Here is a 15,253-nt window from a genome sequence, read left to right as displayed (position 1 = left end):
CCCGCCGCCGAGCACGCCGCCGGCCCCGCGGCCGGCGGCGGCTGCGGCCCGGCCACCGTCACCGGCCTGCCCGAGGACGTCGACCCGCTGCCCGCGCCCGCGCCGCGGCTCCCGGTCACCGTGACCGGAGCCGACGGGCGGAAGGCGACGGTCGCCGACACCAGCCGCATCCTCGCGCTCAACATGTACGGCTCCCTCGCCGAGATCGTGTTCAGCCTCGGCCTCGGCGACCACGTCGTCGGCCGCGACGCCTCGACCACGTTCGCGTCCGCGAAGGGCCTGCCGCTCGTCACCACGCACGGCCACGACCTGTCCGCCGAGGCCGTCCTCGGCCTCGACCCGACGGTCGTGCTCGCCGACGCCAGCATCGGACCCGACGAGGCGATCGCGCAGATCCGCGAGGCGGGCGTCCCCGTCGTGATGGTCGACGACGAGCAGACCCTGCCCGCCGTCACCGAGCACATCGCCGACGTGGCGAAGGCGCTGGGCGTCGAGCGGGCGGGCGAGAAGCTGGCGGCGCGCGTCACCGACGGCATCGAGGAGGCGAAGCGGAGCGCTCCGGAGGGCGCCGCGCCGACCATCGCGTTCCTGTACGTGCGCGGCACCGCGGGCGTCTACCTCATCGGCGGCGACGGCGCGGGCTCCGACGCCATGATCGAGGCGATCGGCGCGCGCGACGCGGGCACCGCCATCGGCCTCAAGGGCTTCCGGCCGCTCACCAGCGAGGGCCTCATCAACGCGGCCCCCGACGCCCTCCTCGTGATGAGCTCGGGCCTGGAGTCCGTCGGCGGCGTCGACGGCCTGCTGAAGCTCCCCGGCGTCGCGCAGACCCCCGCGGGCGAGCACCGCCGCGTCATCGACGCCGACGACGGCTCCCTGCTCAACTTCGGCGCGCGCACCGGCGACACCATCGCCGCCCTCGCGCACGCCGTCTACGAAACGTGCGAAGAATGACCCTGGTAGAAGACACACCTCCCATGGCGAAGGCGCCCCCGGCCGTCCCGGCGCCCGGGAAGGGGCGCGCCAGGCGGATCGCGCTGGTCGCCGGGCTGGCCGTCGCGCTCCCCGTGCTCGTGCTGGTCGCGGCCGGCAGCGGCCAGGTCGACATTCCGCCCGGGCAGGTGCTCGGGTCGGTCCTGCACCGGCTCGGGCTGCCCCTCGGCGACCTGCCGACCGCCGCGCAGGGCGAGAACGCGCTGTGGATCGTGCGGATCCCGCGCGTGCTCATGGCCGCGGCGACCGGGGCCGCGCTCGGCTGCGCGGGCGCGCTCATGCAGGGCGTCTTCGGCAACCCACTCGCCGAACCCGGCGTCATCGGCGTCTCCTCGGGCGCGGCGGTCGGCGCCGCCGCCGTCATCGCGTTCGGGCTGAACGCGCTCGGCGGCTGGACGGTCGTCGCCGCCGCGTTCGCCTGCGGCCTGCTGACGACGCTCGCCGTCTACGCGATGGCACGGTCCAACGGGCGGACCGAGGTCGTCACGCTGCTGCTCACGGGCATCGCCGTCAACGCGGTCGCCGGCGCGGCCCTCGGGCTGCTGATGTTCCTGTCCAGCAACGACGCGCTGCGCTCCATCACCTCCTGGCAGCTCGGCAGCCTCGCCGGCGCGACCTGGGACTCGGTCCACGTCGTCGGCCCGATCGCGGTCGCCGGGTGCGCCGTCGCCTCGGGCATGGCCCGGAGCCTCGACCTCCTGGCGCTCGGCGAGCGGACGGCCCGGCACCTCGGCGTGGGCGTCGAGCGGCTGCGGTTCACCGGGATCGTCGTCATCGCGCTGCTGACGTCGGCGGCCGTCGCGTTCAGCGGCATCGTCTCCTTCGTCGGCCTGGTCGTCCCCCACCTCATCCGCATGGCCGTCGGGCCGGGGCACCGCGTCCTGCTGCCCGCCAGCGCGCTGGGCGGGGCCTGCCTCCTCGTGGCCGCCGATCTCGTCGCCCGCACCGCGGTGCCCTACCAGGAGCTCCCCCTGGGCGTCCTCACGGCGGTCGTCGGCGGCCCGTTCTTCTTCTGGCTGCTCCGCCGCACCCGCGCCCGCTCGGGAGGCTGGAGTTGAGCGCGATCCTCGAAGGGCTGCGCCGCAAAGTACGGCTGCCCGGAGAGAAGGTGACCCTCACCGCCGAAGGCGTCGCGGTGAAGCGCGGGGGGCGGCCGGTGCTCACCGGCGTCGACCTGGCGGTCGAGCCGGGCGAGGTGCTCGCGCTCGTCGGCCCCAACGGGGCGGGGAAGTCGACGCTGCTCGCCGCGCTCTGCGGGGACGTCGCGTTCGAGGGCGCGGTGCGGGTCGACGGGCTGCCGCTCGCCGACTGGAGGCCGGTCGAACTCGCGATGCGCCGGGCCATCCTCACCCAGACGCACTCGGTGTCGTTCCCCTTCGCCGTCGAGGAGATCGTCCGGATGGGCCGCGCGCCCTGGATCGGCACCCCGCTGGAGGACGAGGACGACGCGGCGGTCTCCGCCGCGCTGGAGGACGCCGACGTGTCCCGGTTCGCCGGGCGTCCGTTCCCGAGCCTGTCGGGCGGTGAGCAGGCCCGGGTGGCCCTCGCCCGGGTCCTGGCCCAGCGGACCCCCGTCGTCCTGCTGGACGAGCCCACCGCGGCCCTGGACGTCAGGCACCAGGAACTGGTGTTCGCGGTGACGCGCGGGCTCGCCGAGCGCGGCAGGTCCATCGTGGCCGTCGTGCACGACCTGGGCCTGGCCGCCGCGCACGCCGACCGCGTCGCGGTGCTGTCGGACGGGCGCCTGACGGCGTGCGGCCCGCCCGCGGAGGTCCTCACCGGCGATCTGCTGTCGGAGGTGTACGGCCATCCGATCGAGGTGGTCCCGCATCCGCGCACCGGCCGTCCTCTGGTCCTTCCGGTGCGCTGACGTACGGCGCCCCCAAGCCTCGCCCCGCGATCCGCGTTCTGGTAGACAGAGTGTCCAATGAACGCGTGCCGAGCGAGGAGTGCGTCATGGGGCGTCGTTACGATGCGGTGCTTTACGGGGCGACCGGCTTCACCGGCGGGCTGACCGCCGAGTACCTGGCCGCGCACGCGGGCGGGACCCGCTGGGCGCTGGCCGGGCGGGACCGGGCCAAACTGGAGCGGGTGCGCGAGCGGATCGGCGCGGACGTGCCGCTGCTGCACGCCGACTCCGGCGACCCCGGCTCCCTCGCGGAGCTGGCCCGCTCGGCCCGGCTCGTCATCTCGACCGTCGGCCCGTACCTGAAGTACGGGGAGCCGCTGGTCGCCGCGTGCGCCGAACACGGGACGGACTACGTCGACCTGACCGGCGAGCCCGAGTTCGTCGACCGGATGTACCTGAAGTACCACGAGCGCGCGGTGCGGTCGGGGGCCCGGCTCGTGCACGCGTGCGGCTTCGACTCGATCCCGCACGACCTCGGCGCCTACTACACGGTGCAGCGGCTGCCCGAGAACGTCCCACTGCGGGTCGAGGGGTTCGTCAGCGCCAGCGGCAGCGCCTCCGGCGGGACCGTCGCGTCCTTCCTCGGCGTGCTGCGCGACCCGTGGGGCATGCGCCGGGCCGCCGCCGCGCGGGCCGAGGCCGAGCCGCCGCTCCAGGGGCGGCGGGCGCGGATCGCGCGCGGTCCGCTGCCCCGCACCCGGGTGCACGGCGGCGTCCCCGTGCCGCTGCTCACGCTCGACCCGCAGATCGTCGTGCGCAGCGCCCGCGCGCTGGAGCGCTACGGTCCCGACTTCACCTACGGGCACTTCCTCGCGCTCGTGAAGGGCGGCGGGCTCGGCGGTCCGGGCGGCCTGCGCGCGACGCTCCGGCAGACCTCCGGCGAGGGCCCGTCGGCCGAGCAGCGGGCGAAGAACTGGTTCAAGGTGCGCTTCCAGGGCGAGGGCGGCGGCGTGCGCATCGCGACGGAGGTCTCGGGCGGCGACCCCGGCTACGGCGAGACCGCCAAGATGCTCGCCGAGTCCGCGCTGTGCCTGCTGCACGACGACCTTCCGCTCACCGCGGGCCAGGTGACCACCGCCCAGGCGATGGGCGACGCCCTCATCGCCCGCCTCCAGCGCGCGGGACTGACCTTCCGCACGCTGTAGCGCACGCCGCTCGGGACGCGGCGTGCGCCCGCCGGGCAAGCCCGACGAATCTGGCGAATCACCCGATGAATGCCGAGGTGGGAGGGGTCGGACGGTTCGGCGAGGTGAAGCGGGATCGTTCGCGGGGAAGTTCCCGAAGCTCCGGACGGGCCCATGCCGCCCATGCCATGCTGTGACTTCCCGTGACGGCTAATGCGCGTTTTGCAGTTATTTATCCGTCCGTCAGGGGAACCGTCCATTGTCGTCAGGTCCCGGGCAGGGGGGTCATGCTGCTATTCCGGAGCAGGAGCGGAGCCGTCGACGAGGACGAGGCCGCCCGGTTCCTCGCGGAGTTCCACGACGAGTCCGGAGCCTCGGAGCGGGCCTCTGCGCGACTGCGCGCCGTTCGCGAGGAGATCCGCCGCACCGGGACCTACCGGCACACCCCCGAGGAACTGGAGTACGGAGCGCGGGTCGCCTGGCGCAACAGCTCCCGCTGCATCGGCCGCCTGTACTGGCGCAGCCTGCGGATCCGCGACCGGCGCACCGTCCACTCGGCCGCCGGGGTGGCCGCCGAGTGCGTCCAGCACCTGCGCGAGGCGACCAACGGGGGCCGGGTCCGCCCCGTCGTGACCGTCTTCGCGCCCGACGGGCCGGAGGGCCGCGGGCCGGTCATCCACAACGACCAGCTCATCCGGTACGCCGGATATCCCGGGCCTCTCGGCGCGGCCACCGGCGACCCCGCGGGGGCGGCCGTCACCAGGCTCGCCGAGCGGCTCGGCTGGCGCGGCAGGGGCGGCGCGTTCGAAGTGCTGCCCCTGGTCGTCGACGGGCGCGACGAGCCGGGGCGGTGGTTCACCCTGCCCGCCGACGCGGTGCTGGAGGTACCGCTCACCCACCCCGACCTGGTGTCCTTCGCCGGGCTCGGACTGCGCTGGTACGCGGTGCCCGCGGTGTCGAACATGACCCTGGAGATCGGCGGCGTCCGCTACCCGGCGGCCCCGTTCAACGGCTGGTACATGGGCACCGAGATCGGCGCCCGCAACCTCGCCGACACCGACCGGTACGACCTGCTCCCGGCCGTCGCCGACCTCCTCGGCCTCGACACCCGCGACGAGGCGACGCTCTGGCGCGACCGCGCCCTCGTGGAGCTGAACGTCGCGGTGCTGCACTCCTTCCGCGAGGCCGGCGTCACCATCACCGACCACCACACCGAGGCCAGGCGCTTCCTCACCCACCTCGACCGCGAGGAGACCGCCGGACGGATGTGCCCGGCCGACTGGTCCTGGATCGTCCCCCCGCTGTCGGCCTCGGCGACCCCCGTCTTCCACCGGCTCTACACCGACGCCGACCTCCGCCCGAACTTCGTGCACCGGCCCGCCTGAACCCCTGTCCCGCCTGCGCGAGAACGGTTGCGCACCGCCCCGGTCACGGTCGCGCACAGGCCGTTGACACACTGGGAGGGGCGGCGGCACGGTGTGCGGGAACCGCCGGGGGGAAGGGAAACGATCATGAACGCACGCAAGCTCATCGGTGGTGCCGCGGCCTTCCGCGTCGCGCACACCGCGGCGTCGGACTGGACCGACCACGACGTCCTCGCCGAACTCGTCGAGGGATGAACCCCGCGCGCCCTTCGCCGTGCGACGGCGAAGGGCGCGCGTTTCCCCATCCCCATGGGCTCGCGGTCCCGGGAGGCGGCCACGCCGGGCGTGCGCCTGCCCGGCCGGGTCAGACGAGGGCCGGCGCCAGCCTCGGCAGCACGTTCTCGCCGATCCGGTAGGCCTCCTCCAGATGGGGCCAGCCGGACAGGATGAACTCCTCGATCCCCAGCTCCGCGTACTCGCGCAGCAGGCCCGCGACCTCCTCGTGGCTGCCGACGAGCGCGGTGCCCGCGCCCTCGCGCACCAGGCCCACGCCCGCCCAGAGGCCGGGCGAGATCTCCAGATCGCGGGTGTCGCCGCCGTGCAGCTCGGTCATCGCGCGCTGCGCCGTCGAGTCGAACCGGGCGAACCGGGCCTGCGCGGCCTCGATCCGCGCCGGATCCATCCCCGCCAGCAGCTTGTCGGCCTCGCCCCACGCCTCGGCGGAGGTGTCGCGGCTGATGACGTGGATCCGCAGCCCCACCCGCAGCTCGCGGCCCCGCGCCGCGGCGGCCTCCTTGAGCAGCGCGACCTTCGCGGCGACGGCCGCGGGCGGCTCGCCCCAGGTGAGCGCCACGTCCACATGCTCGGCGGCCACCTGGACGGCCGCGGGGGAGGACCCGCCGAAGTACAGCGGCGGGACCTGCTCCAGCGGGGCTTCAAGGCCGCCGCCCTCGATCCGGTAGTGCGGGCCGGCGTGGTCGAAGGGCGCCCCGGCGAAGGAGCGGCGCAGCACGGACAGGAACTCGGCGGTCCGCGCGTAACGCGCGTCGTGGTCGAGGAAGTCGCCGTAGGCGCGCTGCTCGACGGGGTCGCCGCCGGTGACGACGTTGAGCATCAGCCGTCCGCCGGAGATCTCCTGGAACGCCTGGGCCTGCTGGGCCAGCAGGGTCGGCAGGACGAACCCGGGCCGGAACGCCACGAGCAGCTTGATCGTCTCGGTGTGCTGGGCGACGGCCGCGCACGTGATCCACGGGTCCGGGCAGCCCGCCCCGACAGGGGTGAGCACTGCCTCGAAGCCGGCGTCCTCGGCGGCGCTCGCGACCTGCGACAGGTAGCGGACGCTGCCGGGCCGCCGCGAGGAGCGGCCCGCGTCCGTCGTCATGATGGCCGCACGCACCTCGTTGCCGTCGCCGGTCGTCGGCAGGAACCAGTGGAAACGCATGAGAACGCGCCTCTCTTTAAAATCGGTCGGCTTGCTAGGGATTACCCCTGGGCCGATATTACGCCGCCGCGGCCCGCACCGCTGAGGCGATCTTGTCCCGGAACGCCGGATGGTCCGGATGCAGGTGCGGGTCCTCGGCGTGCGGCAGCTCCGAGGCCTCGTCGAGCACGACCCGGCCCGGCCGCTTGCTCAGCACCAGGATCCGGGTGCCGAGATAGACGGCCTCATCGACACTGTGCGTGACGAACAGGACGGTCTTGCCCGTCGCCTGCCAGACCCGGCGCAGCTCCTCCTGGAGCCGCTCCCTGGTGAGCGCGTCGAGCGCGGCGAACGGCTCGTCCATGAGCAGGATCGCCGGGTCCGGCGCGAGCGCGCGGGCGATCGCCGCGCGCTGCTGCATCCCGCCCGACAGCTCGTACGGCCTGCGGGCCGCCGCGTCGGCGAGGCCGACCAACTCCAGCAGCTCCGCCGACCGAGCCCGCCGGGCCGCCTTCGGCAGCCCCTTGAGCCCGAACTCGACGTTGCCGCGCACCGTCAGCCACGGGAACAGCCGCGGCTGCTGGAACACCACGCCCCGGTCGGGCCCGGGCCCGGTCACCCGGGCGCCGGACACCGCGACCTCGCCGCCGGTCGGCGCGGCGAACCCCGCGACCAGCCGCAGCAGGGTGCTCTTGCCGCATCCCGACGGCCCGACGATCGCGGTGAACGAGCCGGGCGCCAGGTCGGCTTCGATGCCCTCCAGGGCGGTGACCGGGTCGCGGCGCCCCCCGTAGACGAGGGAGACGCCGCGCAGGGTCACCGCCCCGCCGGACTTAAGAACCGAAGGCATCGGACAGAGCCTTGGTGGCCAGACCGGACTGGAACACCGACAGCTGCGGCACCGCGTCGATCTGGTTCTGCCCCTTCAGGAACTCCGCGGCGCTGAAGAGGGTGTCGGCGAGCTTGCCGGGCGCCGCGGGGGTGCCGAGGTACTCGGCGCCCTTCTGCTCGGCGCCGTCCAGCAGGACGAGCTGGTCGAGCTGGCGGCCGGCCTCGGTCGGGTCGAGGTTCAGCTCCTGGCCGATCGCCGTCGCGGCCGCGGTGTGGTCGCTGCGGACCAGCTTGACGGCCTTGTCCTGCTGCTGGAGCCAGGTCTTCAGCGCGGCCGGGTACTTCTCGGCGAACTCGGTGCGCACGACGGCGAGGTCGGCGGTCACCTTGCCCTTGGCCGCGAGGTCCTTGCTGGTGATGAGGACGTTGCCGTCCTTCTCCAGCTCGCCCAGCACCGGGGTCCACACGTAGGCGGCGTCGATGTCCCCGCGCGTCCACGCGGCCTGGATGTCCTGCGGCTCCAGGTCGACCAGCGTCACGTCGGACTCGGCCAGGCCGGAGTCCTGGAGCGCGGCGAGCAGGCTGTAGTGCGCCGTCGAGGAGAACGGCGCGGCGATCTTCTTGCCCTTGAGGTCGGCGATCGTCGCGGCGTCCTTGGCGACGAGGGCCTCGTTCTCCCCGATGACGTCGAAGATCCACGGCACCTGGTACGGGATGTTCAGCGGCTCGGACAGGCCGCGCGTGACGGGGCTGCTGCCCGCGAGGCCGATGTCGACCGAGCCGGCGATGATCGCGGTGTTGACGTCGCCTCCGGAGTCGAACTTCGACCAGGTGATCTCGGTGTCGGGCAGGGCCTGCTCCAGCCACTTCTGGTTCTTGACGATCAGGTCCCCGTTGGGGATGAGCTGGTAGGCGATGCGGAGTTCCTTGGGCGTGCCGTCGGCGTTGGCGCCGCCGCCCTCCTCTCCGCTGGAGGAGCATCCGGTGAGTGCGCCCAGGAGGAGGGCCGCACCGGCGATGAGCGAGGTCAGCTTCACGGTGTTTCTCGACTTTCGGGGGAGGGTCATGCCCGGCCGCGCCACGGCACGAGCTTGTGTTCGCCGTACTGGAGGAGGGCGTCGATGAGCAGGCCCGACGCCCCGATGACCAGCAGTCCGAGGACCACCACGTCCGACTGGTTGTAGCGCTGGGCGTCCCGGATCATCCCCCCGATGCCCGGGACCCCGTTGACGGTCTCGGCCGCCACCACGGTGGTGTAGGCGACGCCGACCGCGACGCGCACGCCCGTCATGATCTCCGGCAGCGCCGACGGGAGCACGATCCGCCAGGGCAGCGCGAACCTGCTCGCGCCGAGGGACCGCGCCGCGTTCAGGTAGTCCTCGTGCACGCCCCGGACGGCGTCGGCCGTCGCCACCGCGACGGGCGGCAGCGCCGCGACGAACAGGAGGATCACCTTCGGCGTCTCGTCGATGCCGAACCAGATGATGAGCAGGCTGAAGTAGGCGAGCGGCGGCAGGGTCCGCACGAACGTCACCAGGGGCCCGAGCAGTGCCCGGACCGTCGGGACCAGTCCGATGAACAGTCCGATGACGATGCCGCCGATGATGCCGTACAGGCTGCCGAGGACGATGCGCCTGAGGCTGATGCCCAGGTGCTCCCACAGCAGGTGCCCGGCGTAGCCGCGCTGCCCGTTCTCCTGCACGGTCGAGGTCTCGATGAGCGCGTGCCAGACCGACGACGGCTTGGGCACGAACACCTCGGGCCAGATCCCTGCGGCGGCGACCGCCCACCACAGCGCGAGCAGGGCGAGCACCCCGCCCGCGCGCAGCGCCAACGCACGCGCCACCGCTACCCCATCTCCTACAAAACCAATCAAACAGGTCGGAAAAGAAGATACGGGCATCGGGAACGCTTTGTAAAGCCGCGGGCCCTCCCCGCCGGAAGGCGGGGAGGGCCCGGGATGCCGCGCGGACGCGGTCAACGGGTGAACTTCAGCAGGAACTCCACCTGCCCGTCGTCCTCCACCTTGATGCCGCCGAACGACGGGTTGGCGATGCCGTAGTCGGCGAACGCCACGGGGATCTGCCCGGCCACCTCGAACATGTCGGCGCTCGTGCGGGACGCGGTGACGGGGAACGTCACCGCCTTGGTCTGGCCCTTCAGGGTCAGCTCACCCTTGGCCTCGGCCTCGGCCTGCGCCCCGACGGCCGGGACGGCGCCGAGGTCGATCGGCGAGGTCAGCTTGAAGGTGGCGGTCGGGAACTGCGCGACGTCCATGATCCGGCCCTGGAACTGCGCGTCGCGCCGGTCCTGGTCGGTCTTCACGTTCGCCATCTGCACGGTGAACGAGCCCTCGTTCACGGTGCTGCCGGTGATGGTGAGGTCGCCGGTGACCTCCTCGGTGCGGCCGACCGCCTCCACGCTCTGGCCGAACAGCACCTCCTTGACGCGGTATCCGGCCTGGGATCCGGCGCCGACCTTCCACGCGCCGTCGGCCGAGACCGACTGGCCCGCGGCCGCCGCGGAGGGGCTCGCGCTCCCGACGGCGAGCTTCTCCGGGGCGTCGCCCTCGATGAAGCGCGTGTAGACGAACGGGGCGACGACGAATCCGAGGAAGAGCACGCCGACGGCGCCGACGATCCACCAAGTCCACTTCTTCACGAACGATCTCCATCAAGAGAGGTCATATACGGTCGTTCCAACGATCTGCTCGGCTTTGTAGTTCGCGGCCACCCAGTCCGAGATGCGCTGGGCCTCGTCACTCCCGTACTCCGAAGATCCGAACATCGAACTCCCGATGAAGTAATGAATCCGGCCCTGGGCGACCAGTTGCTGGAAACGCGCGAGCGTGGGGGCTGGATCCGTGCCGTTGAACCCGCCGATCGCCATCACCGGCTCGCCCGAGCCGAGCTGGTAGCCCGCCGCGTTGTTCGACCCGATGACGGCAGCCGCCCACGTGAAGGAACGCGCGTCCGCGCGCAGCGCCGCGACGAGTTCCGCGCCCGGCTCCGGCGCGTTGAGCAGACCGGACATACCGCCACCGCGCATCCCCCCGCCGAAGCCTCCAAAGCCTCCACCTCCGGACCCGCCGGACCCGCTGCCTCCGGACCCGCCGAAGCCGGAGCCGCCGTCCCCGGACCCGCCGGAGCCTGTGAGGCCTCCTCCTCCGGCCCCGCCGCCCAAGCCGCCGCCGTCGGTGCCAGGGCCGGAACCGCCTCCCGATCCGCCGGCATTGGGCCCGCCGGTGCCCGTCGCCCCGCCGGGGCCGATGCTCGCGGGGCCGCCGCCGGGGCCGTTGGAGCCGAAGGAGATCGCCGGTCCGCCGCCGCGGAAGCCGCTTCCGCCGCCGGGCCGTCCGGGGAAGCCGGTGTCCGTCGAGGGCCCTGCCGTCGGGGTCGCGCCGGTGTGCGGGGCCGCGGCGGTGTCCACCGCGTAGGCAGCGGGTCCGGCGAGCCCCGCGCACAGCGCGCCCACCGCCCCGACGGCGAGGATCCGGCCCCGGCCGAGGAGCAGCAGAGCCGCGACGAGCCCCGCGGCGACGATGGTCCAGCGCAACCACGGCAGGAAATCGGGGCTGCGCCCGAGCAGGACATGACCCCATACCGCGGTCACCGCGGCGGTCGTGGACAGGACCTCGCGCCGCCGCAGGCACACCGCGACCCCCATCCCGACGAGGGCGGCGACGGCAGGGGCCAGGGCGACCGCGTAGTACGCGTGGAAGATGCCCTTCATGAACGAGAAGACCAGGCCGGTCGCCACCAGCCAGCCGCCCCAGAGCGCGAACGAGAACCGGGCGGCCCCGCGCGTCACGAGGAGCCCGGTGACCAGCAGGATGAGCGCCGCCGGAACCAACCAGGAGATCTGGCCGCCCAGCTCCGAGGCGAAGATCCGGCCCACGCCCGCCTCCTGGGCGAGATTGCCGAGGCCGCCGTAGTCGGCGCCGTTGAGCCGGCCGATGCCGTTGTAGCCGAACGCCAGTTCCAGCACCGAGTTGCTCTGCGAGCCGCCGATGTAGGGCCGCGACGAGGTGGGCACCAGGGCGACCGCGACGATCCACCAGCCCGCGCCCGCGACCACGGCCGCGCCCGCGCCCAGCAGCTGGCCGAGCCGCCGCCGCACCGACCCGGGGGCCATCAGCAGCCACGCGAAGGCGAATCCGGGCAGCACCAGGAACGCCTGGAGCATCTTGGCGAGGAAGGCAAGGCCCACCAGCGCGCCCGCGATCAGCACCCAGCGCGTCGCCCCCTCGGGGAAGGCGCGCACGAGCGCGTAGGCCGCGGCGGTCAGCAGCAGGACCAGCAGCGCGTCGGGGTTGTTGAACCGGAACATCAGGGCGGCCACCGGGGTGGTCGCCAACGCGAACCCGGCGACGAGCCCGCCCGCCACCGCGGCCCGCGGCCCTACCGTGCCGGTCAGCGCCCGCCGCACCGCCGCGTAGAGCAGCGCGACGGCCGCGACGCCCTCCACGGCCTGCGGCACGAGGACGCTCCAGGAGTTCACCCCGAAGACCCGCGCCGCCAGCACCATCGGCCACAGCGCGAGCGGCGCCTTGTCGACGGTGATCGCCCCGGCCGCGTCGGTGGCGCCGAAGAACATGGCGCTCCAGCTCTCCGCGCCGGCCTGAACGGCCGCCGAGTAGTAGGCGTTGGCCCATCCGGACCCGCCGAGTCCCCAGAGGTAGAGCGCGCCCGTCGCCGCCAGCAGTACGGCCAGCGCCGGGCGCGCCCACCGGGGCTCCCCTGATCTCGTCCCCATGGCCTGGAGCGTAGGCATCGCGCATGAGAGTCCGATGAGACCTCCGTCACCTGTTTCTCAGAGCGGAGCACCCACCCTTCTCACATCCGGTTCACCCGGTTCTCACGGACACGTCGGACAGTGGATCTCGGGCAAGGGGAGGGAGAAGGCCATGAGGCTCATGCAAGCGGCGGCCGGGACCAGGCTGCGGGACCACCTGGACCTGGTGGGCCCGACCGGCGAGCTCACGCTCGCCGAGGTCGAGCGGTCCGGACTGCGCGGCAGGGGCGGCCGATGGTCGCCCGCGGCGGCCCGGCTGAAGGCCGCCCGACACTGCCACACCGTGGTGGTGAACGGTATGGAGGGTGACCCGCTGTCGGCCAAGGACACCTGGCTGCTCCAGCACGCTCCCCACCTCGTCGCCGACGGAGCCGTCGCCGTCGCCCGCCTGCTGGGCGCACGGGAGACCACGGTGGCCGTCCCCGAGGGCATCGACGGCCTCGGCGCGCTCCTCAAGGAGGCTTTCGCCGAGCGCGACGGGCACCACGTCCAGGTCGCCGAGAGCCGCGGAGGCTACCTCGCGGGCGAGGACACCGCCCTGGTGAGCGCCCTGCGCGGCGGGCCCGCCCGCCCGTCGGCCTTCCTTCCCTCGGACGAGGGATGGTTCGTCGGCAACGCCGAGACCCTGGCCCATCTCGCGCTGATCGCCCGGCACGGCGCCGCCTGGTTCCGCGGCCAGGGCACTGCCGCCGCGCCCGGCACTATGCTGGTGACGCTGACCGGCGCGGTTCCGCAGCCGGGCGTCCACGAGGTGCCGGTGGGCACTCCGCTTGCCCGCCTCGCCCACCCGGCGGGCCCCGTCCTGATCGGCGGGCACCGCGGCCTGTGGCTGGCGGGGGAGGCCGCCCGGAACGTCAACCTCGACCCCGACATCGTCCCGTGCGAATCGGCTTCGGTCACCGTCCTGCCCGCTGGGGCCCCGGTCCTGGAGCGCACCCGCGACATGACCGCCTGGCTGAAGGAGCAGGGCGCGGCCGAGGCGGGCTCCCGCCTGGTCGCCAGCGCGCTGACCGTCTCGGCGGCCGAGTCGGCCCGCACCCGCCGCCTCATGCGCTCCCTCGGCGACACGGTCTTCCCGCAGTCCGGGCCGGTCGACGAGATCGTCTTCGGGCCCGGGTCCCGGGCAGGCGACCTCAACTCCACGAACTTCCTTCCGGCCGCATAGCCGGAAGGTCCCCACGGACGGCCCCGCTCTCCGCGTGAGCGGCTGGGCCCGCCACGCCGGCCATCCCACTCTCCGGCGCGGCGGGCGGAGCGGGGCGCCCGTCCAAAGGCTCCGGCCGTTAGGAGTTCCGGCCGGAACCAGGTGTCCCCGGTGGCAGCCCGAGCCGCCGGGGACACCATTTTCCGTTCTCTCTCGCGTTCCGCCGGTGAAAGCATCCCGAATCCATCGCAAAGCACTTCGCAACCACCGCATGGCCGTCCCTCCGCATCCGCCGGACCCCCGCCGACGGGATCCATGACATCGCGGCCGGACGACCCGCCGCCTCCCTCACGTGAGGGAGATCGCGGGGCGCCCGTCAGAGCGGCCGGAACACCAGCGAGGCGCTGTGCCCGCCGAACCCGAACGAGTTGGACAGGACGGGCGCGGGCGCGATCGTCCGGGGCGCGCCGTGCACCACGTCGATCGCGTCGGCGTCCGGGCCGCCGGTGAAGTTCGCGGTCGGCGGGACGGTGCCCCGCGCGGCCGCGAGCAGGGCGAAGACCGCCTCGACGGCGCCGCCCGAGCCCAGCAGGTGGCCGGTGACGCCCTTGGTGGCCGCGACCGGGGGAGACCCGGCGGGGAAGCACGCCTCGATCGCGCGGGCCTCGGCCCGGTCGTTGTAGGTCGTCGCGGTCGCGTGCGCGTTGACGTGCCCGATCTCCTCCGGGCGGACCCCCGCGTCCGCCAGCGCCGCGCGCATCGTGCGGGCCGCCACCCTGCCGTCGTCGAGGGGCTGCACGATGTGCCCGGCGTCGACGCCCGCCGCGTATCCGGCCAATTCGCCGTAGATCCGGGCGCCGCGCGCCTCGGCCAGGTCCATCCGCTCCAACACGAGGAACGCCGCGGCCTCGGCCATGACGAACCCGTCGCGGTCCCGGTCGAACGGGCGGGACGCCTCGTGCGGGGCGTCGGCGCGGCGCGAGAGCGCGTTGATCCGGGCGAACGCGGCGACGGCGAAGGGCGTGAGCATCGCCTCGACCCCGCCCGCGACGGCCGCGTCGACCCTGCCGTACCGGATGGCCGTCATCGCCTCGCCCAGCGCGACCGCCGCGCTCGCGCAGGCGCACGAGAACGTCAGGCACGGGCCTTGGAGCCCGTGCCTGATGGCGATCCGCGCGGCCGTCGCGTTCGGCATGATCATCGGCACGGACGCGACGGGCAGCCTCTCGCGGGGGAGCGCGCCGAGATCGGCGATGGCCGAGGTGTGCGCGCCGCCGGTGCCGACGTAGACGCCGGTGCGGGGGTCGCCCTCGGCGTCCTCGGTCCGCAGGTCCGGCAGGCCCGCGTCGATCCTGGCGTCGGCCGAGGCGGCGACGGCGAGCCGGGTCGGGCGGTCGAGATGGCGTTGGCGGGCGCGCGGGAAGTAGTCGTCCGGCTCGAAACCGGTCACGGCGCACCCGAACGTCACGGGGACCGCGGCCTCCAGCAGCGCGGGCAGATGGGCCGCGGTCCCCTTGCCCGCGAGGACGGCGGCGAAGGCGTCCTCCGGGGTGTTGCCCGCGGGGCTCTTGAGGCCCATTCCGGTGACGGCGACACGGTGCACGGCGGCCTCCTGGGGGATAGGGCCGGAAAGTACCATGCACCACTCATACCGCTCGTTTGGCTCCCGTTATA

General features: G+C 73.7%; 13 protein-coding genes. 6 read left to right on the top strand and 7 right to left on the bottom strand.

Annotated features, from left to right (window positions below; all coding sequences use genetic code 11):
- The 5 genes from ACYVOM_RS17875 to ACYVOM_RS17855 all read left to right on the top strand — a co-directional run.
- On the top strand, window positions 1–954 hold a 954-nt coding region (locus tag ACYVOM_RS17875; RefSeq protein ID WP_460304524.1), incomplete at its 5' end, for a heme/hemin ABC transporter substrate-binding protein.
- Between the two features lie 23 nt (window positions 955–977).
- Entirely contained in the window at window positions 978–2,051 is a 1,074-nt protein-coding gene (locus tag ACYVOM_RS17870) for a FecCD family ABC transporter permease (RefSeq protein ID WP_460304523.1), read from the top strand.
- Window positions 2,048–2,863 (top strand): heme ABC transporter ATP-binding protein, encoded by an 816-nt coding sequence (locus ACYVOM_RS17865; RefSeq protein ID WP_460304522.1) that lies wholly within the window; start codon window positions 2,048–2,050, stop codon window positions 2,861–2,863. Before ACYVOM_RS17870 ends, ACYVOM_RS17865 begins: the two co-directional genes overlap by 4 nt.
- An 86-nt stretch (window positions 2,864–2,949) precedes the next feature.
- A complete protein-coding gene (locus tag ACYVOM_RS17860; protein WP_460304521.1) occupies window positions 2,950–4,047 on the top strand; it encodes a saccharopine dehydrogenase family protein in 1,098 nt (365 codons plus the stop codon).
- A gap of 266 nt (window positions 4,048–4,313) precedes the next feature.
- A complete protein-coding gene (locus ACYVOM_RS17855) occupies window positions 4,314–5,411 on the top strand; it encodes a nitric oxide synthase oxygenase (RefSeq protein WP_460304520.1) in 1,098 nt (365 codons plus the stop codon).
- Window positions 5,412–5,754: 343 nt separating this feature from the next.
- On the opposite strand, the gene ACYVOM_RS17850 is transcribed toward ACYVOM_RS17855, so the two are convergent.
- The 6 genes from ACYVOM_RS17850 to ACYVOM_RS17825 all read right to left on the bottom strand — a co-directional run bounded on the left by ACYVOM_RS17850 (window position 5,755) and on the right by ACYVOM_RS17825 (window position 12,396).
- Window positions 5,755–6,831: an LLM class flavin-dependent oxidoreductase gene (locus ACYVOM_RS17850; protein ID WP_460304519.1), complete on the bottom strand. Its 1,077-nt coding sequence runs from the start codon at window positions 6,829–6,831 to the stop codon at window positions 5,755–5,757.
- Between the two features lie 58 nt (window positions 6,832–6,889).
- Window positions 6,890–7,660, bottom strand: a complete 771-nt coding sequence (locus tag ACYVOM_RS17845; protein WP_460304518.1) for an ABC transporter ATP-binding protein — start codon at window positions 7,658–7,660, stop codon at window positions 6,890–6,892.
- A complete protein-coding gene (locus ACYVOM_RS17840; RefSeq protein ID WP_460304517.1) occupies window positions 7,644–8,678 on the bottom strand; it encodes a taurine ABC transporter substrate-binding protein in 1,035 nt (344 codons plus the stop codon). The genes ACYVOM_RS17845 and ACYVOM_RS17840 overlap by 17 nt, the downstream gene beginning before the upstream one ends.
- A 26-nt stretch (window positions 8,679–8,704) precedes the next feature.
- Window positions 8,705–9,487, bottom strand: a complete 783-nt coding sequence (locus tag ACYVOM_RS17835; RefSeq protein ID WP_460304516.1) for an ABC transporter permease — start codon at window positions 9,485–9,487, stop codon at window positions 8,705–8,707.
- Window positions 9,488–9,618: 131 nt separating this feature from the next.
- Window positions 9,619–10,302 (bottom strand): YceI family protein, encoded by a 684-nt coding sequence (locus tag ACYVOM_RS17830; protein ID WP_460304515.1) that lies wholly within the window; start codon window positions 10,300–10,302, stop codon window positions 9,619–9,621.
- Window positions 10,303–10,314: 12 nt separating this feature from the next.
- Window positions 10,315–12,396, bottom strand: a complete 2,082-nt coding sequence (locus ACYVOM_RS17825; protein WP_460304514.1) for an ArnT family glycosyltransferase — start codon at window positions 12,394–12,396, stop codon at window positions 10,315–10,317.
- Between the two features lie 151 nt (window positions 12,397–12,547).
- Here ACYVOM_RS17825 and ACYVOM_RS17820 point away from each other — a divergent pair, with 151 nt between their 5' ends.
- Window positions 12,548–13,600, top strand: a complete 1,053-nt coding sequence (locus ACYVOM_RS17820) for a hypothetical protein (protein WP_460304513.1) — start codon at window positions 12,548–12,550, stop codon at window positions 13,598–13,600.
- A gap of 355 nt (window positions 13,601–13,955) precedes the next feature.
- Here the strand turns inward: ACYVOM_RS17820 and ACYVOM_RS17815 are convergent, their stop codons facing one another.
- On the bottom strand, window positions 13,956–15,182 hold the full coding sequence (locus tag ACYVOM_RS17815; RefSeq protein WP_460304512.1) for a beta-ketoacyl-[acyl-carrier-protein] synthase family protein: 1,227 nt from the start codon (window positions 15,180–15,182) through the stop codon (window positions 13,956–13,958).
- Between the last annotated feature and the right edge of the window lie 71 nt (window positions 15,183–15,253).

The organism is Actinocorallia aurea, from assembly GCF_054783995.1.
The sequence above is the reverse complement of the archived record's forward strand: the minus strand, read 5'-3'. Positions and strand labels throughout refer to the sequence as shown.

Bases quoted from the DNA above. Each gene is read 5' to 3' on its own strand.
- ACYVOM_RS17850 (WP_460304519.1), bottom strand. From the start codon at position 6,831: ATGCGTTTCCACTGGTTCCTGCCGACGACCGGCGACGGCAACGAGGTG.
- ACYVOM_RS17825 (WP_460304514.1), bottom strand. From the start codon at position 12,396: ATGGGGACGAGATCAGGGGAGCCCCGGTGGGCGCGCCCGGCGCTGGCC.
- ACYVOM_RS17870 (WP_460304523.1), top strand. From the start codon at position 978: ATGGCGAAGGCGCCCCCGGCCGTCCCGGCGCCCGGGAAGGGGCGCGCC.
- ACYVOM_RS17860 (WP_460304521.1), top strand. From the start codon at position 2,950: ATGGGGCGTCGTTACGATGCGGTGCTTTACGGGGCGACCGGCTTCACC.
- ACYVOM_RS17845 (WP_460304518.1), bottom strand. From the start codon at position 7,660: ATGCCTTCGGTTCTTAAGTCCGGCGGGGCGGTGACCCTGCGCGGCGTC.
- ACYVOM_RS17855 (WP_460304520.1), top strand. From the start codon at position 4,314: ATGCTGCTATTCCGGAGCAGGAGCGGAGCCGTCGACGAGGACGAGGCC.
- ACYVOM_RS17820 (WP_460304513.1), top strand. From the start codon at position 12,548: ATGAGGCTCATGCAAGCGGCGGCCGGGACCAGGCTGCGGGACCACCTG.